Annotated in this window: 14 protein-coding genes; 12 read left to right on the top strand and 2 right to left on the bottom strand. The window is 29.3% G+C overall.

From position 1 onward, the window contains the following. The first annotated feature begins 62 nt into the window (after positions 1-62). The 11 genes from ACTNAO_RS09130 to glgD all read left to right on the top strand — a co-directional run bounded on the left by ACTNAO_RS09130 (position 63) and on the right by glgD (position 17,064). Positions 63-1,121, top strand: coding sequence for a sugar-binding transcriptional regulator (locus ACTNAO_RS09130; protein ID WP_441028441.1), 1,059 nt, complete (start codon positions 63-65; stop codon positions 1,119-1,121). 65 nt (positions 1,122-1,186) lie between these two features. Then, a complete protein-coding gene (gap, locus tag ACTNAO_RS09125; RefSeq protein ID WP_441028439.1) occupies positions 1,187-2,203 on the top strand; it encodes a type I glyceraldehyde-3-phosphate dehydrogenase in 1,017 nt (338 codons plus the stop codon). Between the two features lie 128 nt (positions 2,204-2,331). Then, positions 2,332-3,525 (top strand): phosphoglycerate kinase, encoded by a 1,194-nt coding sequence (locus tag ACTNAO_RS09120; protein WP_441028437.1) that lies wholly within the window; start codon positions 2,332-2,334, stop codon positions 3,523-3,525. Positions 3,526-3,601: 76 nt separating this feature from the next. After that, on the top strand, positions 3,602-4,351 hold the full coding sequence (tpiA, locus tag ACTNAO_RS09115; protein ID WP_441028435.1) for a triose-phosphate isomerase: 750 nt from the start codon (positions 3,602-3,604) through the stop codon (positions 4,349-4,351). Between the two features lie 186 nt (positions 4,352-4,537). Beyond that, positions 4,538-5,929: an NlpC/P60 family protein gene (locus ACTNAO_RS09110; protein WP_441028434.1), complete on the top strand. Its 1,392-nt coding sequence runs from the start codon at positions 4,538-4,540 to the stop codon at positions 5,927-5,929. Positions 5,930-6,232: 303 nt separating this feature from the next. Further along, positions 6,233-7,768, top strand: coding sequence for a 2,3-bisphosphoglycerate-independent phosphoglycerate mutase (gene gpmI / locus ACTNAO_RS09105; protein ID WP_441028432.1), 1,536 nt, complete (start codon positions 6,233-6,235; stop codon positions 7,766-7,768). Between the two features lie 312 nt (positions 7,769-8,080). Continuing rightward, a complete protein-coding gene (glgB, locus tag ACTNAO_RS09100) occupies positions 8,081-10,369 on the top strand; it encodes a 1,4-alpha-glucan branching protein GlgB (protein WP_441028430.1) in 2,289 nt (762 codons plus the stop codon). Beyond that, positions 10,369-11,811, top strand: coding sequence for a glycogen synthase GlgA (glgA, locus tag ACTNAO_RS09095; RefSeq protein ID WP_441028428.1), 1,443 nt, complete (start codon positions 10,369-10,371; stop codon positions 11,809-11,811). The genes glgB and glgA overlap by 1 nt, the downstream gene beginning before the upstream one ends. Before the next feature lie 108 nt (positions 11,812-11,919). Next, positions 11,920-14,355, top strand: coding sequence for a glycogen/starch/alpha-glucan phosphorylase (locus ACTNAO_RS09090; protein ID WP_441028426.1), 2,436 nt, complete (start codon positions 11,920-11,922; stop codon positions 14,353-14,355). Between the two features lie 432 nt (positions 14,356-14,787). Then, the gene (locus tag ACTNAO_RS09085; RefSeq protein ID WP_441028425.1) at positions 14,788-15,933 is read left to right on the top strand and encodes a glucose-1-phosphate adenylyltransferase; all 1,146 of its coding nucleotides are present in this window, start codon (positions 14,788-14,790) and stop codon (positions 15,931-15,933) included. A 36-nt stretch (positions 15,934-15,969) separates the two neighbouring features. Continuing rightward, the gene (glgD, locus tag ACTNAO_RS09080) at positions 15,970-17,064 is read left to right on the top strand and encodes a glucose-1-phosphate adenylyltransferase subunit GlgD (protein ID WP_441028423.1); all 1,095 of its coding nucleotides are present in this window, start codon (positions 15,970-15,972) and stop codon (positions 17,062-17,064) included. 177 nt (positions 17,065-17,241) lie between these two features. Here the strand turns inward: glgD and ACTNAO_RS09075 are convergent, their stop codons facing one another. Both ACTNAO_RS09075 and ACTNAO_RS09070 read right to left on the bottom strand, forming a co-directional pair. Further along, positions 17,242-17,574, bottom strand: a complete 333-nt coding sequence (locus ACTNAO_RS09075; protein ID WP_441028421.1) for a hypothetical protein — start codon at positions 17,572-17,574, stop codon at positions 17,242-17,244. A gap of 93 nt (positions 17,575-17,667) precedes the next feature. Beyond that, the gene (locus ACTNAO_RS09070) at positions 17,668-18,471 is read right to left on the bottom strand and encodes an MBL fold metallo-hydrolase (RefSeq protein ID WP_441028471.1); all 804 of its coding nucleotides are present in this window, start codon (positions 18,469-18,471) and stop codon (positions 17,668-17,670) included. A 232-nt stretch (positions 18,472-18,703) separates the two neighbouring features. On the opposite strand from ACTNAO_RS09070, the gene ACTNAO_RS09065 reads away from it, so the two are divergent. Continuing rightward, a complete protein-coding gene (locus ACTNAO_RS09065) occupies positions 18,704-20,389 on the top strand; it encodes a SulP family inorganic anion transporter (RefSeq protein WP_441028419.1) in 1,686 nt (561 codons plus the stop codon). Positions 20,390-20,507 lie beyond the last annotated feature (118 nt).

Genomic DNA, 20,507 nt, shown 5'->3' with positions numbered 1-20,507 from the left:
AAGTTTTAATTTCTGTTTTATAATAATACTTGTGGGACGTTACAAGACAGCAGGGACATAAAATGTCCAAGGGAGTGTTGAAGTTGCAGGAAATATTAAGATTACAAATGAAAATAGTTCCTGAACTTGTTGAACTACTTGAAAAAAGATATAACATACTTAGGACAATATATTATAAGCAGCCTATAGGAAGAAGAGTTTTAGCAAATGATTTGAGTTTAGGTGAAAGAATTGTTCGAACAGAAATTAATTTTTTAAAAGAACAAGGGCTTATAGAAATTAATACTCCAGGAATGACTGTTACTAAAGATGGAGAAAATTTAGTGAATGAACTTCAAGAGTTTATTCATGAAATTAGAGGACTTTCTAACATAGAAAAGAAAGCTAAAAAATTTTTAGGATTAAAAAAAGTTATTATTGTTCCAGGAAATACAGATGAAAATCCAACAATACTAAAAGATATTGGAAAAGCTTGTGCTAATTACATAAAAGAAATATTAAAAAGTAATAGTATAATAGCATTAACTGGAGGAAGTACTATAAAAGAAGTAGTTGAAGCATTTCCAAGAGTTAATTATTTATCTGATATCCTTGTTGTTCCAGCAAGAGGTGGCATGGGTAGAAAAGTTGAAACTCAAGCAAATACACTTGCAGCATCTTTTGCAAAAAAATTAAATGGCTCATATAAGCTTCTACATATTCCAGAAAATCTTTCGCCTGAAATATTAGATACATTATTAAAGCAACCTGAGGTAAGTGAAGTAATTGCAAGTATACAAAGTGCTGATATTCTTATATATGGGATTGGTAATGCAATTGAAATGGCAGAAAAGAGAGGTACATCAAAAGAAGAAATTGAAAAACTTAAAAATTTTGGAGCAGTAGGAGAAGCTTTTGGTTGTTATTTTGACAAAGAGTCTAATGTTATATCACATGCTACAACTGTAGGAATTAATATTTCTAAAGTAAAATCAATTAATATGAATATTGCAGTAGCAGGTGGGAAAAATAAAATAGAATCAGTTATTTCTATTATGAGAAATAACAAAAATGGCATCCTTGTAACAGATGAAGCAATAGGTAAAGGCATTGTAAGATGTTTTGAGGATTACAAATGTTAAGATGTTATAAAAATTTTTTTTATAAATAAATTAATTAAACAATTATCTTTAGGAGGTATTTTTTAATGGCAAATGTAAAAGTAGCAATTAATGGTTTTGGACGTATTGGACGTCTTGCATTCAGACAAATGTTCGGAGCAGAAGGATATGAAGTTGTTGCAATCAACGACTTAACTAGCCCTAAGATGTTAGCTCACTTATTAAAATATGATTCAGCTCAAGGTAAATATGCTTTAGCAGATAAAGTAACTGCTGGAGAAGATTCTATCACAGTTGATGGAAAAGAAATCAAAATATATGCAAAAGCTGATGCTAAAGAATTACCATGGGGAGAAATCGGAGTAGACGTTGTACTTGAATGTACTGGATTCTATACTTCAAAAGCAAAAGCAGAAGCTCACATTCAAGCAGGTGCTAAGAAAGTTGTTATTTCAGCTCCAGCTGGTAATGACCTTCCAACAATTGTTTACAGCGTAAACGAAAAGACATTAAAAGCTTCAGATACAGTTATTTCAGCTGCATCTTGTACTACAAACTGCTTAGCTCCAATGGCTAACACTTTAAATAACTTAGCTAAGATTAAGAAAGGATACATGACTACAATCCATGCTTACACTGGAGATCAAATGACTCTTGATGGACCACAAAGAAAAGGTGATTTAAGAAGAGCTAGAGCTGCAGCTGTTAACATAGTTCCAAACTCAACTGGAGCTGCTAAAGCTATCGGATTAGTTATCCCAGAATTAAATGGTGTATTAGATGGATGCGCTCAAAGAGTTCCAGTTCCAACTGGTTCATTAACTCAATTAATAGCTATCGTTGATGGAAAAGTAACTGAAGAAGATGTAAACAATGCAATGAAAGCTGCTCAATCTGCTTCATTTGGTTACACTGAAGAAGAATTAGTTTCTTCTGATATCGTAGGAATCACTTATGGTTCATTATTCGATGCAACTCAAACAAAGGTAATGGACATGGGAGATGGAACAACTATGGTTAAAGTTGTTTCTTGGTATGATAACGAAAATTCATACACTAGCCAAATGGTTAGAACTATCAAATACTTCGCTGAATTAGCATAGTATTTATTATAATTGGATATGAATGCTTAAAATAGCACTCTTATAAGATCCAAGAAAAGGTCCGGTCTCTAAGGTATACTTATAAGACCGGATTTTTTTTAAAAATATAAAATTATGAGGTGAATTTAATGAGCTACAATAAGAAGACTGTTGAAGATATTGAAGTAAAAGGTAAAAAAGTATTAGTTAGATGCGATTTTAACGTGCCATTAAAAGATGGAGTTATTACAGATTTAAATAGATTAAATGGAGCTCTTCCAACTATACAATATTTAGTAAAGAATGGAGCTAAGGTTATACTTTGCTCACATATGGGTAAACCAAAGGGAGAACCAAAACCAGAATTATCTTTAGCACCTGTTGCTAAGAAATTAAGCGAAATGCTTGGTAAAGAAGTAGTATTTGCTGCTGACGACAATGTTGTTGGAGAAAATGCAAAGAAAGCAGTAGCTGCTATGAATGATGGTGATGTTGTATTACTTGAAAATACAAGATATAGAAAAGAAGAAACTAAAAATGGAGAAGAATTCTCTAAAGAATTAGCATCTCTTGCAGAAGTATTTGTTAATGATGCTTTTGGTACTGCACACAGAGCTCACTGCTCAACTGTAGGAGTAACTGATTATATAAAAACTTGTGCTTGTGGATACTTAATTCAAAAAGAATTAAAATTCTTAGGAAATGCTGTTGAAAATCCAGTAAGACCTTTCGTAGCAATTCTTGGAGGATCAAAAGTATCAGATAAAATTAATGTTATAAACAATTTACTTGAAAAAGTTGATACATTAATTATTGGTGGTGGAATGGCTTATACATTCTTAAAAGCACAAGGATATAGCATAGGAACTTCTTTATGTGAAGATGATAAAGTAGATTATGCAAAAGATATGATGAAGAAAGCTGAAGAAAAAGGAGTTAAATTCTTATTACCAGTAGATCATAGAGTTGCTGCTGAATTTAAGGATGTAGCTGCTACAGTAACTGAAGGTCAAGATATTCCAGAAGGAAATATGGGATTAGATATAGGACCAAAGACTGAAAAGTTATATGCTGATGCTGTTAAAGATGCAAAGACAGTTGTTTGGAATGGACCAATGGGAGTATTCGAATTTGAAAACTTCAATAAAGGTACAATAGCTGTTGCTAAGGCTATGGCAGATTCATCTGCTACTACAATAATTGGTGGTGGAGATTCAGCTGCAGCTGTAAATACTTTAGGATTTGGAGATAAAATGAGCCACATTTCAACTGGTGGTGGAGCTTCTCTTGAATTCTTAGAAGGTAAGACTTTACCAGGTATTGCTGCTTTAAACGATAAGTAATTTGATTTTTAAGAGTAGAATATAATTTTATTCTACTCTCTTTAAACAATATTTAATAAATTATGAGGTGAAAAAAATGTCAAGAAGACCTGTTATTGCTGGTAACTGGAAAATGAACAAAACTCCAGAAGAAGCTGTAAAAGTAATAAATGAATTAAAACCATTAGTAAAGGATGCTGAAGCAGAAGTAGTTATATTCCCTACATTTGTATGTTTAGATGCTGCATTAAAAGCTGCTGAAGGGTCAAATGTAAAAATAGGTGCTCAAAATATGCACTTTGAAGAAAGTGGAGCATTTACAGGAGAAGTTGCTCCAGGTATGCTTGAAGCTATGGGAGTTGAATATGTAATATTAGGACATAGTGAAAGAAGAGAATACTTCAATGAAACTGATGAAGCATTAAATAAGAAAGTTAAAAAAGCTTTTGAACACAATATAATACCAGTTCTTTGCTGCGGAGAAACTCTTGAAGAAAGAGAAAATGGTACAACTAATCAAAAAGTTGGATACCAAATAAAAGCTGACTTATGTGGCTTAACAAAAGAACAAGCTGAAAAAGTTATTATAGCTTACGAACCAATTTGGGCTATAGGAACAGGAAAAACTGCAACTAAGGAACAAGCTAATGAAACAATAGCAGCAATAAGAGCTGTTGTAGCTGAAATGTTTGGAAAAGAAGTAGCAGATAAAGTTAGAATCCAATATGGTGGATCTGTTAAGCCAAATACAATAAAAGATCAAATGGCTATGTCTGATATAGATGGAGCATTAGTTGGTGGAGCAAGCTTAGTAGCTGATGATTTTTCTAAAATAGTTAATTTCTAATAGTAGTATTAATAGAATGTTATTAAATTGTTAAATAAAATTTAATAATGTTCTATTTTTTTACACTTTTGATTTAAATGTTTACATTTTTGTAACTAATATGTGTTTACTATTATTTGAAAATGTGTAATAATATATTTAGAGATAAAGCTTATAGGAAAATATATTAAAATAGGGAGTGGGAAAATGAATAGAAAATCAATTGCAGCATTGGTTATTACTGCACTTTTAGTTTGTGCTCCTTTTGGTTTTACTAAGTCAATTCAAGCAGCTGATGATACTCCATACTGGACATTAGAAGTTCAAAGTTGTATGGATAGCACTGATTCAAATACTGAATTTATTACAGGGGATTATAATGGTGATTCAATTCAAGATGTTTATGCTATAAAGAAAAATGGTGAAAGTGGCAAAACTGAAATAAGAATTATAAATGGTAAAGATAATTATCAAAGTTATTTATTAGAAACTGCAATCGTTTTAAATAACACCGATTATAATTGGGATTTTAAACTTGCAGATTATAATAATGATGGAAAATTAGATTTATATGCAATATATAGAAATGGTGCTAGTGGTAAAACAGAGGTACACATATTAAACGGTGCCGATAATTATCAAAGTTATTTATTAAGTACTACTGTTAATATAGGTCATACATCAGATAGAACAAGATATGATTTTGAAGTTGGTGATTATAACAAGGATAATGTACCGGACTTGTATATGATTAACAAAAAGGGTGCTGATGGTAAAACAGAAGTACATGTATTTGATGGTAAGGATAATTTTCAAACATTCTTATTACAAACTACTACAACATTACATCAAACTAATGGCAGCTGGGATTTTAAACTTTCAAATTATAATGATGACGATAAATTGGACATACTTGCTATAAATAGAAAAGGAAAAAATAATACAGAAATACATGTATTAAATGGAGCTGATAATTTTCAAAGCTTTACAAATCAGTTAGAAACACCATTAGAAAAATCTGATTCTAATGTTGAGTTTTCAGTAAAAAGAGATAGCAAAAATAGGTCACCATTATTTGTAATAAAAAGAAATGGGGCAAATAATAAAACAGAAATACATAAGATGTCTTTAACAAATGAGCAGGAAGAAAAGAGACAAGCTGTTGTAGATGAAGCATTATATTGGGAAGGAAAGATACCATATTATTTAGATTCAGTAATATCTACACAGAAACTTGACAAGAATATATCTCCTGCATATATGGATTGTGCTGATTTTGTTTCATCAGTATATTATACAGTTCTTGATGTAAAGATAGGTACTTGGACTGGCGAACAAAAAAATGCTGGAGTAGAAGTGGACAAGTCATTAGCTTTAAAGGGTGATTTTAGTAACTTGAAAAAGGGTGATATAATTATCTTTAATTTTGAAAATCCAAATAATCCAGATGGTGAACATGTTGGAATGTATATAGGTAATGGTAAATTTATTCACGAATCTGGAACAAATGCGAACTCTGGTAATGTAAAAATAAGTAATTTAGATAATAATTTTTATGGACAAAATATAATGACAATTAGAAGAATTATTAATGAATAATATTAGAAGGAGCCACACTTTTAAATAAGTTGTGGCTTTTTTTAAATTCAATATTTGTATTATATTATTATAAATGCATAAATAGGAGGGAAAAATGAATAAAAATTATAACCCAAATGGATGGCAGAACAATAGTAATAATTATATCAATAGCCATTGGAGTTGCTGGTGGTTTTATTGATAGATATGATATTACTAGGAAATAAATTATATATTAGTTTATTTCTTTAAAGTAGCAGAAAAATAATTATTGTAGTATAATAAAACCTAGTAAATAATTAAAAAGTAAATTTGGAGGTAATTATGTCTAAGAAACCTGTAATGTTAATGATATTAGATGGATTTGGTATTGCTGCTAAATCAAAAGGTAATGCTGTGTCTATCGCTAAAAAACCCAATATTGATAAGCTTTTAAAGGAATATCCACATACTGAATTACAAGCAAGTGGTATGGCTGTTGGTCTTCCTGAAGGTCAAATGGGAAATTCTGAAGTAGGTCATTTAAATATTGGTGCTGGAAGAATAGTATATCAAGAATTAACAAGGATTACTAAATCAATTGAAGATGGAGATTTCTTTAAAAATGAAGCTTTACTTAAAGCTATGAAAAATGCAAAAGAAAATAATTCAGCACTACATATAATGGGACTTTTATCTGATGGTGGTGTGCACTCTCATATAAATCATTTAAAAGGATTATTGGAGTTTGCCAAAAAAGAAGGATTAACTAAGGTATATGTTCATGCATTTATGGATGGAAGAGATGTTCCACCTTCTTCAGGACTTGATTATATTCTTCAAACTGAAAATATGATGAAAGAAATTGGTATTGGTAAAATAGCTACAGTAAGTGGTAGATATTACGCAATGGATAGAGATAATAGATGGGAAAGAGTAGAACTTGCATATAATGCTTTAGTCCTTGGAAAAGGTAATACTGCTACATCTGCTACATCTGCTATAGAAAATTCATATAAGGATCAAAAAACAGATGAATTTGTAGTTCCATGTGTATTATTAGAAGATGGAAAACCAACTGCTAAAATAAGCAATAATGATTCTGTCATATTCTTTAATTTCAGACCAGACAGAGCTAGAGAAATAACTAGAGCAATAAACGATCAAGATTTTACTGGCTTCAAGAGAGATAACTTAAATTTAGTTTTTGTTACAATGACTCAATATGATAAGACTTTAGAAGGAGTTAATGTGGCATTTAAACCTCAAACTCTTGTAAATACATTAGGTGAGTACGTATCAAGTAAGGGATTAAAGCAACTTAGAATTGCTGAAACTGAAAAATATGCTCATGTAACATTCTTCTTTAATGGTGGAGTAGAAAAAGAAAATCCAGGAGAAGAAAGAGCTTTAATTTCATCACCTAAGGTGGCAACATATGATTTAAAGCCTGAAATGTCTGCATATGAGGTTACAGATGAATTATTAAAGAGATTAGATGAAGATAAATATGATATGATTATATTAAATTTTGCAAATCCAGATATGGTTGGACATACAGGAATTGTTGAAGCTGCAGTTAAGGCAATTGAAGCAGTTGATGAATGTGCAGGAAAAGTTATAAACAAAGTTTTAGAAAAAGATGGAACAGTATTTGTTACTGCAGACCATGGTAATGCAGAAATAATGATAGATGAAAAGACTGGAAATCCATTTACTGCTCATACAACTAATCCAGTTCCATTTATTTGGGTTGCAAATGATATAAATGGTAGAAGTTTAAATACAGGAAAACTTGCAGATATAGCACCAACTATGCTTGAAGTTATGGGTGTTGATACTCCAAAAGAAATGACAGGTGTATCTTTAATAAGAAAATAGTCCGAAATTTGATTCCTTAGGTTGTATAAGAACAAAAATGTTTTTACGCAACCTTTTTTTATTAAACTTACTCTCCATTTGCATGTTAGTAAAATGAGACTATTCCTTCCTTTAAAAAGATAATATTTTAAAATTAATAGATTAGACATAAAATTGTTACAAAAAATTATAAAACATAAAAAAGGAATAAAAAAAAAATAATGGAATATTATATTTAGGAGGAGGAATTTGCAAAGCCGTATAGAATATAAATAAAAGACAATTTCCAAAAATTAGAAATCGGTTTTGTAATAATACGAAGGAGAGGTTTTTTTGAACAAGATAAATAATAGTGTTAAATTACATGAAAAAGAAGGAGCAGAATTAAGAGGGGAAAAAATGAAAGCAAAAAGTAAGAATGATGTTGTTAAAATAGAAGAAAATAAGAATGAGAAAAAAACTTTAAATAATTCAATAGAAGTTATAAAGAAAACTGAATCAGCTAAGGTTACTGATAAGAACTTAAGTAGTGTATCTGTTAAACAAATTGAAAAAAAAGAAACAGATAATATTAGTGACGTAAAAAATAGTATGGAAGAAAGCAAAGTAATAGAGGTAAATACTGAAAAAACACCAAGGAAAAAAACTGCTACAAGTAAATCACCAGTTAAGAAAACTACTACAAGAAAGAAGACTATTGTTAAAAAAGATGAAAGTGTACTTACAGATTATGCAATGAATTTATTCCATGGCGGTGTAAATTATGAATCATATAAGATAATGGGTGCACACATGACATCTGAAAATGGAAAAGAGGGTGTACGATTTACAACTTGGGCACCAAATGCAAAGTGTCTTTGGGTTGTTGGTGATTTTAATGAATTTAATATAAATGATCAATATAGAATGGAGAAAAAATCACAATATGGAATTTGGAGTTTATTTATAGAAGGTGTTAAGGAAGGATGCAAGTATAAGTTTGCTGTAAAGTGTAAAAACAATAAAATTAATTATAAATCAGATCCTTATGCAAGGTATTCTGAATTTAGACCAGATACAGCTTCTATAGTAACTAAGGATAGTACATTTAGATGGTCTGATGGAACATTTCTTTCAAAAAGAAAAAGAACAAATATATATAGTATGCCTTTAAATATATATGAGGTTCATTTAGGTTCATGGAAAACAAATGATGGTAAATTCTTAACATATGAAGAATTAAGTCAAACATTACCAAAGTATGTTGAAGAAATGGGATATACTCATGTTGAAATGATGCCACTTGTTGAACATCCTCTTGATGCTTCTTGGGGATATCAAGGAACTGGATATTATTCCTTAACATCAAGATATGGTTCTATAGATGGATTTAAGAAGCTTATTAATGAATTCCACAAAAGAAATATAGGAGTAATTATGGATTGGGTTCCAGGACATTTTTGTAAAGATGCTCATGGATTATATATGTTTGATGGTGAACCAGCTTATGAATATCAAGAAGAATGGAGAGCAAATAATGCTGGTTGGGGAACTTATAACTTTGATTTAGGAAGAGCTGAAGTTAAGAGTTTTCTAATTTCAAATGCTATTTTCTGGATAGAAGAATACCATATTGATGGTATAAGAATGGATGCTGTTTCTAACATATTATATCTTGATTATGGTAGAAATCATGGAGAGTGGCGCCCTAATATATACGGAGGCAAGGAAAACTTAGAAGGAATTAAGTTTATGCAAGAGGTTAATACTGCAGTAAGTGAAAGATATCCTAATTTCATGATGATTGCTGAAGAATCTACTGCATGGCCAAAAGTATGTGAGGATCCTAAGGAAGGTGGACTTGGTTTTAACTTCAAGTGGAATATGGGATGGATGAATGATGTTCTTGAATATGTTCAAATTGATACAATGTTTAGAAAGCAACATCATGGTAAACTTACATTTCCTATGATGTATAACTATGCAGAAAATTATTTACTTCCTATATCTCATGATGAAGTTGTTCATGGTAAGAAATCATTAATTAATAAAATGTTTGGTGATGAGTGGAATAAATATGCTGGATTTAGAGTATTTATGGCATTTATGATGGGACATCCAGGAAAGAAACTTACATTCATGGGATGTGAATTTGCCCAACTTATTGAATGGAGAGAATTTGAACAATTAGACTGGTATTTATTAGAGGATGAAAAGCATAAAAAATCTCAGAAATTAGTAAAGGAGTTAAATGCATTATATAAAAAACATAAGTGCCTTTGGGAACTTGATCGAGATATAAAAGGATTTGAATGGATAGATGCAGATAACGCTGGACAAAGTATATATAGCTTTGTTAGAAAATCTAAAAAAGGTGATGATGCATTAATATTTATTTGTAACTTTAAAAAAGAAAGTTATGAAGATTATAGAATAGGCGTTCCTTATGATAAAAATTACATTGAAGTACTAAATACAGATGATAAGAAGTTTGGAGGTACTGGCAAAGTAATGGATTCTAAAATAATTAAGGCAGAAGAAATTGAATGTCATGGTAAGCCTTATAGCATAGAAATAACAGTGCCACCAATGGGGGCTGTTGTTCTTGGTATACAGAACAAGAGAAGGAGGAAAACAAAATAATGAATGTTTTATTAGTAGCAGCAGAAGCTCATCCATTTATTAAGTCAGGAGGACTTGGTGATGTTATAGGAGCACTTCCAAAAGCTTTTAAGGAAAAAGGAGTAGAAGCAAGAGTTGTAATACCTAAATATAAGGGAATAAGTTATGATTATGTAAAGAATTTTACTTTTAGAGCATGGTTTACTGTACCTGTTGGACATAGACAAATGTACTGTGGTATTTTTGAATATTATTATAATGGTATAACATATTATTTCTTAGATAATGAATATTATTTTGGAAGAGATGGTATGTATGGATATTATGATGATGCTGAAAGATTTGCATTCTTTGATAGAGCAGTATTAATGTTTATGAAAGTAATTAATTGGGAACCAGATATAATTCATTGCAATGACTGGCAAACTGGTATGGTTCCAGTGCTATATAGATTAGAATACTCTAAGGATCCTTTTTATTGGAGAACAAAAAATGTATATTCAATACACAATTTATTATTCCAAGGAGTATTTGACCCCAAAATACTTCCGGGATTATTTGGATATTCAATGGAACAATATTTAAATGGTGCATTGAAGTTTGACGATGGTGTAAGCTTTATGAAGGGTGGAATAAATTATGCTGATAAGGTAACTACTGTTAGTTATACTTATGCGCGAGAAGTTCAAACTCCTGAGTATGGTGAAAGACTTGATGCGGTACTTCGTCATAGGTCTTGTGCCTTTTGCGGAATATTAAATGGAATAGATTATGATGAATATAATCCATATACAGATAAGAATATTTATAGAACTTTTGAAAAAGACTTTATTGAGGATAAGCAGTATAATAAAATGCAACTTCAAAAAGATTTAGGGTTGCCAGTAAATGCTAATACGCCTATGATATCAATAGTAAGTAGATTAACAAGACAAAAGGGCATAGACCTTGTTAAGTATATGTTAGAAAGATTACTTCCATGGCAAGATGTACAAATTGTTATTCTTGGAACTGGAGATAGAGATTATGAAGAATATTTTTGGAATTTACAAGATAGATATAGAAATAAGGTATCTGCAAATATTAAATTTGATAACAATTTAGCTCATAAAATATATGCTTCAAGTGATATGTTTTTAATGCCATCAAAATTTGAACCATGTGGACTTGGACAACTTATTGCTTTAAGATATGGAACTATTCCTATAGTTAGAGAAACTGGTGGTCTTAAGGATACTGTAAATCCATATAATGAGTATACTGGAATTGGAAATGGATTTAGTTTTAGAAATTTTAATGGTGATGAACTCTTACACACTACTGAATATGCATTAAAAATGTATTGGGATAGATGGAGATGGAAGGGAATAGTAAACCAAGCTATGAATTCTGATAACAGTTGGTCTAAATCTGCTGATTCATATATAGGATTGTATAATGAAATTGTAAGCTGGCCTTTCTAAAAATTAAATATTTATATATTAAAAGAAGGATAAAGTAATAATTATCCTTCTTTTTCATTATACTTTAATAATGTCAATATGGAGGCTGAATTATTAGGAGGATTTTGTATGTGCAAAATAAATAAAGACAAAATCAAAAGAGAATTTATACAAAAATATAAAGAAAAGTTTGGAGAAGACTTGGAAAAAGGTAATAATCAGCAAAAGTATGAAGCCTTGGGAAGTGTTATAAAATCTTATATAAGCGAGGACGCTTTAGAGACAAATAGAAGGTATAATGAAACGAAGGAAAAGCAAGTGTATTATTTTTCAATGGAATTTTTACTAGGAAGACTTCTTGGAGATGTTCTTCTTAATATGGGGATATATGACACGGTAAAAGAAGCACTGTTAGAACTTAATATTGATTTAATAGAACTTGAAGAATTTGAACAAGATCAAGGTTTGGGAAATGGAGGACTTGGCAGGTTAGCTGCTTGTTTTTTAGATTCAATGGCATCATTAAATATAGCTGGACATGGTTGTGGCATAAGATATAAATATGGATTTTTCAAACAAAAAATAATTGATGGAAAACAAGTAGAGATTTCTGATGATTGGTTAAGGCTAGGAAATGTATGGGAAAATAGAAAAATTGAAAAATCACAAATTGTAAAGTTTGGAGGTAGGGTAGAAGTATCATATAAGAACGGAAGACTAGTATTTAATCATGTTAATTATGAGCCTGTTCTTGCTGTTCCATATGATACTGCAATAGTTGGATATGAAAATAATGTAGCTAATAATTTAAGGCTTTGGAGTGCAGAATTAGTAAATAATGAATTTGATTTTTCATTACTTAAAAGAGGGGATTTTTTACATGCTATAAAATATAAAAATTCTGTTGAATCAATATCTAAGGTTTTATATCCTGAAGATTCATTTTACGAAGGTAAAAAACTTAGATTAAAGCAACAATACTTTTTTGTTTCAGCTGGAGTACAAAGTATATTAAGCCATTACAAGAAACATATTGGCGATGTAAGAACTTTTCATCAAAAGGTTGCTATTCATATAAATGATACTCATCCAACATTAGTAATTCCTGAACTTATGAGAATTCTATTAGATGAAGAAGGATTATCCTGGGATGAAGCATGGAGAATTACAAAAAATACAGTTTCTTATACAAATCATACTATACTTGCTGAGGCACTTGAAAAATGGCCAGTGGAGATGTTCAAGGAATTACTTCCAAGGATTTATATGATCATTAATGAAATTAATGAAAGATTCTGCAAAAAGCTTTGGAAAAGCTATGAGGGTCAATGGGAAAAAATATCCAGAATGGCTATAATAGCAAATGATGAAATAAGGATGGCACATTTAGCCATAGTAGGTAGCCATAGTGTAAATGGAGTTGCAAAACTTCATTCAGAAATTTTAAAGAAAGAAGAAATGAAAGATTTTTATTGTTTTTATCCTAACAAATTCAATAATAAAACAAATGGAATAACTCACAGAAGATGGCTGTTAAAATGTAATAAGGAACTTACAACTTTGCTTAAAAGTACAATATCAGATTCTTTTATAAATCATCCAATTGATCTTTTAAATTTTGAAAAATATGCATATGATAAAAATATTCAACAACAGCTTTATAAAATAAAAAGAAATAATAAAATGCGACTTGCAAAAAAAATATATGAATCAAATGGAATAAAAGTTAATATAGATTCATTATTTGACGTTCAAGTAAAGAGAATTCATGCATATAAAAGGCAAACTTTGAATTGTCTAAGAATTATGGATTTATACAAAAGGTTAATAGATAATCCTTCTATGGATATAGTTCCAAGAACATTTATATTTGCAGGAAAGGCTGCGCCAGGTTATTATCTTGCCAAAAATATTATTGAGCTTATTAATGCAATTGCTAATGTAGTAAATAATGATACTAGAGTAAAGGATAAAATAAAGGTTGTTTTTATGGAAAACTATAGTGTTTCATTAGCAGAATGTATAATTCCAGCAGCAGATTTAAGTGAACAAATATCTACTACAACTAAAGAAGCATCAGGAACTTCAAATATGAAATTTATGATGAATGGGGCAATTACAATAGCTACATTAGATGGAGCAAATATAGAGATTAGGGATGAAGTAAAAAATGATAATATAATTATATTTGGAATGGAAGCAAGAGAAATTTTAAATTATATGCAATTTGGAGGTTACAGTTCTATTGAAGAATACAATAAGAATTGGAGAATCAAGAGGGTAATAGAAGATTTAGTAAATGGAACTTATAGCAGTGATAAGGGTCTATTTAAGCCAATTTATGATAATTTAATTTTGTATAATGATGAATTTTTTGTCCTTAAAGATTTTCAATCTTACTTAGAAGCTCAAGATAAAATAAATAATCTATATAAGGATAAATATAAATGGCAAAAAATATGTGGAATAAACATTGCCCACTCGGGGATATTTTCTTCAGACAGAACAATAAAAGAATATGCAACAGATATATGGGGGTCAGAACTTATATATAAAAATTTGTAAGTAAAAATTCTAAAAAAATGTTGGAAAAAAGTGGTAAGTATGATAAAATAATTTAGGTGGAAGCATCAAATATAAGTAAATAAGATTTTAAATGTAAACAAATTTTACAAAAGTGTTAATTTTATATTAAAACACTTAAAAATACATTTTTTCATAGTACAATGAGATTGTAAGTAAAATAAAAAAAACTAATTTTTGTACTAAGATGTAAACAAAAAATAATGTTTTGTGTTTCTTGTTTACATTATTAAAATGATTTTTAATAATTTTATAGCTAATGACTATATCTCTATAGAAATAAACATATACAAAAGGTTATAAGGGAAAGATTATTAAAGATGTTAATTTAAGGATTAAATTTGAAAAGTTAGAGGAGAAGAGATATAGATACTAATTATACAGTATTTAATATTGGGGAGGAGAAAAAATATTATGAGTAAGAAAGAAACTATTGCTATGATTTTAGCGGGGGGACAAGGTTCAAGATTAGGAGAATTAACTAAAAATATTGCTAAACCAGCAGTTCCATTTGGTGGTAAATATAGAATTATAGATTTTGCTTTAAGTAATTGTTCAAATTCAGGAATATCTACAGTAGGTGTTTTAACACAATATAAGCCTAGGGAACTTAATGCACATATAGGAAATGGAGATCCTTGGGACTTAGATAGACGTGATGGAGGCGTTTCTATACTTCCACCTTACCAAGAAGCAAATGGTGGAGGAGATTGGTATACTGGAACAGCAGATGCAATATATAAAAATTTAGATTATATTGATGATCATGATCCAGAATATGTATTAATTTTATCAGGAGATCAAATATATAAAATGGACTATTCAAAAATGGTTGAATTCCATAAAGCAAATGGAGCTGAGGCTACAATTGCTGTGCTTGAAGTATCTCTTGAAGACGCCAAGAGATTTGGTATAATGAATACAAGAGATGATTTGTCAATATATGAATTTGAAGAAAAGCCAGAACATCCTAAAAGTCAAATGGCATCAATGGGTATATATGTGTTTAGTTGGAAAACATTAAGAAAATACCTTATTGCAGATGAAGCTGATGTTTTCTCAAGCAATGACTTCGGAAAGAATATAATACCAAGTATGTTAAAAGATAATGTTCCTATGTTTGCATTTCCATTTAAAGGATATTGGAAAGATGTTGGAACAATAGATAGTTTTTGGGAAGCAAACATGGATTTATTAGACAAGGAAAATGATCTTGATTTAGATGATGATAATTGGAAGATTTATTCAAGAAATACAGCAAGACCTGCTCAATATGTAGGTGATGATGCTGAAATAACTAATTCACTTGTTAATGAAGGATGCATTGTTCATGGTAAAACAGAAAATTCTATATTATCTAATGGAGTTTATGTTGGTAAAAACAGTATAGTTAAGGATTCTGTAATAATGCCAAATGTAAAGATAGGAGATAATGTTGTTATAGAAAGAGCCATAATTAATAGTAATGCTGTAATAACGAGAGATACTGTTATTAGGGACGAAGGTAAAGTAAATGTTGTACCTACTAAAGTTGATATGGAAGTAGAAAGTTGTGTATAAAAAATGTACTATAAGATAAAAGAGGAGTAGTTTTAGGTGGATAAGTGTTTAGGAATAATTAATTTAGATGAAAATGGAAATAGAATGCAACAACTTGTTGAATATAGACCATTAGCATCTGTACCTTTTGGTGGCAGATACAGAATAATAGACTTTGTTCTTTCTAATATGACTAATTCTGGTATATGGAATATAGGAATATTTACAAAGAATAGATCAAGATCTCTTATGGATCACTTGAGTAATGGTAGACCATGGGATCTTCATAGAAAAATTGGAGGACTTAAGGTTTTCAATTTTGGTAATGATAATCCTACTTATGAAGATGCAATAAATTTTGCTGAAAATCTTGAATTTATTGATTACAGTTCTTGTGAATATATAATTCTTTCATCTTCATATATGATTTGCAACATTGATTATAGTAAGGTATTAAAGAAACATAAAATTAACAATAATGATATTACTATAGTTTATAAAAATGTTTCTAATGCTGAAGATGAATTTATAGAATGTGATATTCTTGATTTAGATGAAGAAGGACTTGTAAACAGAGTTTATAAAAATAAAGGTGATGCTGACAATGCTAATATAAGCATGGAAATGTATGTTATGAATGTGGATACATTTAAAGCATTAGTAAACGAAAGTGTTACAAACAAGAAATATAGAAAGATTAAGGATTGTATTCATAATAAAACTAATGAATTAAAAATAGGATCATATGAATTTAAAGGATATTTATCTTGTATAAATTCTATTAGGAGTTATTATAAAGCAAATATGGATTTATTAGATGAGAATATTAGTAATGAGTTATTCTTTTCAGAAAACCCTATATATACAAAGGTTAAGGACGAGCCACCTACTCAATATTCAAAGATTGGTAATGTAAAAAATTCAATTTTAGCAAATGGATGTTATATTGAAGGTAATGTTAAAAATAGTGTTATTTTCAGAAATGTTCAAATAGAAAAAGGTGTTGAATTAGATGGTTGTGTTGTGCTTCAAAATTCAATAATTAATTCTAAAGCAAAATTAAAAAATGTAATTACTGATAAGGGGGCTATTATACCCGAAGGAGAAGAGCTTTCAGGAACAGTTAATTTCCCATTTGTAATTGAAAGTTAATTAAATATAAGTTACCTTCCATAAGTTAGAATTAAAGTCTAACTTATGGAAGGTATTTTTTTGTTTTTTAAAATTACAATTTTGTAATATTAATGTAGTTCATCTGTAATAAAGGCAGCTGATTTCGAATATTTCTCTATAATCAATTAATTTTGGGCTTTTTGTAATAGGTTGAAGTTATACATTTTTGTAAATCATATTGATTAATGCATCTAAAGCTGTAAAACCAATTCCTGCTAATAATGCTACATTAATATTGCCAGATATTATAAACATAATTAGACCTGTAAATATTAATACTAAAATTACGTAGCCTAGGAATTTGTCTAGATTAGAGCCCTTTGAACAAATGGATGCTGTTGAAAAAATAATTATTAAGGCTAAAGTAGCAAAGCATGTTCCATCATAAATTAATGTATCCATTTGTATTATTTTATAGTAATATAATACCAGTATGGTAATTAATATAATAAGTAGCAAAGATAAAACATTTTGAATGTATTTGTTCATAAAATCACCTTCTGTTATATTTTTACAATTATTATATCATTTATTTGCAAATAATGGAAACAAAAAAAGACCTCACATAGTGAGGTGTTTCTATTAAAGGATTATTTCATCTAAATCATCAGGGGCATATATATTTCCACCAAATACAGTTTTTCCTTCAGATATATATCTTATTTTTCTGTCTTTAAGATTTCTACCTTCTGCATGATATAATATTATTGTTTTTACATTAAGTTCTTTAGCTGATTTACATGCATCAAGGGCTGTTGCATGATGTTTTTCATAGGGATTAAATTCTTCTCTGTCTTCATAGCTACAGAAGGCTTCATGCATTAAAATATCTACATTTTCACAATACTTTTTTGAAGTATTTCTATAAGGTTCATCACCTAAAAATGTAAGAGTCTTTCCATTAGCTAAGTATGTTTTAAAACCAAATTGAGGATCTTTTGTACTTTTTATATCAAAGAAAATAGTTTTTCTACCAAGTATTGTTGCTTCCATGTTATCTTTTATTTCATGAAATATTATTCTTGAATCAAACAATTTTAAGAATTTTTTTTGCAGAACATATGAAGAAATATCTCTAAGGGCATCTATTGAGATTTTTTGGCAATAGATATTTAGGTTGCCGTCATATCTATTTTTTAATATTTCCTGAGACACTTTTCGTAGTATCCATACAATTCCAAGTATATGGTCATTATGATTATGTGATACAAAAACATTATGTATTGAATTTATACTTATGTTACATTTCTCTAGATTTGTAAGAATGGTATTACCACCACCACCATCTACTAGTAAATTTTCATTATCATTAGAAAGTGTAAAGCATGTGTTGTAGCATTTTGTTACCATAGCTGAACCAGTTCCAAGCATTGTTATTTTTTCCATCATTGTAACCTCCTTTTGTATACTAATTAATATAAGTATATTATGAATATAAGTATATTATGAAATTTAGTAAATAAAAATACTTTTTAGTAGTTTTTATCAAAAAATAGAAGATACTACACAAAGTAAACGAATTCTTAAGGCTAGAATTAGATATTTTGTTTTGACTGATATTAATTTTGAAATTAATATGTATAATGGATAAAATATGTTTAGAAAGGATGTTTTTAATTTGATGCCAAAACTATTTTCGATGATTAAAAACAAGGAGATTACAAAAGAGCAATTAGTAAAAGATATAATTGCTGGAATAATTGTAGCAATTATAGCTCTTCCATTATCAATTGCCCTTGGAATTTCATCTGGTGTATCACCAGAAAAGGGACTTATTACAGCAATTTTCGCAGGTTTTATTATTTCACTTTTAGGGGGAAGTAAAGTACAAATAGGAGGCCCTACAGGAGCATTTGTTGTAATTATTTATTCTATTATTCAACAATATGGTCTTGATGGACTTATAACTGCAACAATTATGGCAGGGATTATTCTTGTAATAATGGGAATTGCAAAACTTGGATCGCTAATTAAATTTATACCAAAAACAATAACAGTTGGATTTACTGCTGGAATTGCAGTTACACTTTTATCAACACAGGTAAAAGATTTTTTTGGACTTACTATAGATGGAAGTGTGCCATCAGAATTTTTACCTAAGTGGAAATGCTATATAGAAAATTTTAATACAATAGATATAAAAACATTAATAGTTGGAATACTATGTGTAGTAATTATTGCAATATGGCCAATAATTACATCAAAAATACCAGTAGTTAAAGAAATACCAGGATCAATGGTGGCACTTGTTGTATCTACATTAATGGTATGTTTTATACCTTATTTTAATGGTGTTGAAACTATAGGTAGTAGATTCACAGAAATATCTTCATCTATTCCTATGCCAATGTTTCCGAAAATTGATGTAAGTACTATAAATAAATTATTTTCACCAGCACTTACTATTGCTGTGCTTGCAGCCTTAGAATCATTATTGTCAGCAGTTGTTAGTGATGGGATGATAGATGATACTCATGATTCAAATGCTGAACTTGTGGCACAAGGCCTTGGTAATATTGTATCTGGAATTTTTGGAGGAATACCAGCTACAGGTGCTATTGCAAGAACTGCTGCAAATGTAAAATCAGGTGGCAGAAGCCCTATAGCAGGAATAGTTCATGCTATAACTCTTCTTTTAATAATGCTTGTTTTAATGCCTCTTGCAAAACTTATTCCAATGACTACATTAGCTGCAATATTAGTTGTTGTATCATATAATATGAGTGGTTGGAAAACTTTTAAAGCACTTTTGAAAGCACCTAAAAGTGATATTATTGTTTTATTAATTACATTTTTCTGTACAGTAATATTTGATCTTGTTGTTGCAATAGGTTTTGGAATGATACTTGCAATGTTCTTATTTATGAAGAGAATGTCAGAAACTACATATGTTAAAGATTTAGTTCAAGAAAATGTTTTTGATGAAAATATATCTAAAGTACTTGATAAATCCAATGACAAAATACTTGTATATCAAGTAAATGGACCATTATTCTTTGGAATAGTTCAAAATTTTATGGATGAACTTAATCATATAAATAAAGAAACAGAAGTATTAATAATTGATTTAAGGCATTCAAATGCTATTGATTCATCTGCTATCTCTGTGTTAAAACAATTATATCGTAAATGTGAAAAACTTAATATAAAGCTTGTTTTGACACATGTTCAAGAACAGCCTATGAAGGTTCTTGAAAAAATGGGACTTAAAGATATGATTGGAGAAAATCATATTTATGATAGTAAGGTAGAAGCTATTAAAAAAGCTTATAAATATATTTCTCATGAAAATGAAGAAAAATAATTTTATAAAGGAGCTTATTAATAGTTATTAAAAATATATTCAAATATAATCAAATGTAATATAATATATTTAGGGGTGATTATATTTGAGTAAAAATTATAAACCAAAAGAATTTGCT

This window comes from Clostridium sp. HCP1S3_C6, assembly GCF_052066735.1.
Classification (GTDB): domain Bacteria; phylum Bacillota; class Clostridia; order Clostridiales; family Clostridiaceae; genus Clostridium.
This window is presented reverse-complemented; position numbering and strand designations above follow the sequence as displayed.

Excerpts from the sequence above, each read along its gene's own strand:
- ACTNAO_RS09130 (WP_441028441.1), top strand. The coding sequence starts at position 63 with ATGTCCAAGGGAGTGTTGAAGTTGCAGGAAATATTAAGATTACAAATG.
- gap (WP_441028439.1), top strand. The coding sequence starts at position 1,187 with ATGGCAAATGTAAAAGTAGCAATTAATGGTTTTGGACGTATTGGACGT.
- ACTNAO_RS09120 (WP_441028437.1), top strand. The coding sequence starts at position 2,332 with ATGAGCTACAATAAGAAGACTGTTGAAGATATTGAAGTAAAAGGTAAA.
- tpiA (WP_441028435.1), top strand. The coding sequence starts at position 3,602 with ATGTCAAGAAGACCTGTTATTGCTGGTAACTGGAAAATGAACAAAACT.
- ACTNAO_RS09110 (WP_441028434.1), top strand. The coding sequence starts at position 4,538 with ATGAATAGAAAATCAATTGCAGCATTGGTTATTACTGCACTTTTAGTT.
- gpmI (WP_441028432.1), top strand. The coding sequence starts at position 6,233 with ATGTCTAAGAAACCTGTAATGTTAATGATATTAGATGGATTTGGTATT.
- glgA (WP_441028428.1), top strand. The coding sequence starts at position 10,369 with ATGAATGTTTTATTAGTAGCAGCAGAAGCTCATCCATTTATTAAGTCA.
- ACTNAO_RS09090 (WP_441028426.1), top strand. The coding sequence starts at position 11,920 with ATGTGCAAAATAAATAAAGACAAAATCAAAAGAGAATTTATACAAAAA.
- ACTNAO_RS09085 (WP_441028425.1), top strand. The coding sequence starts at position 14,788 with ATGAGTAAGAAAGAAACTATTGCTATGATTTTAGCGGGGGGACAAGGT.
- ACTNAO_RS09075 (WP_441028421.1), bottom strand. The coding sequence starts at position 17,574 with ATGAACAAATACATTCAAAATGTTTTATCTTTGCTACTTATTATATTA.
- ACTNAO_RS09070 (WP_441028471.1), bottom strand. The coding sequence starts at position 18,471 with ATGGAAAAAATAACAATGCTTGGAACTGGTTCAGCTATGGTAACAAAA.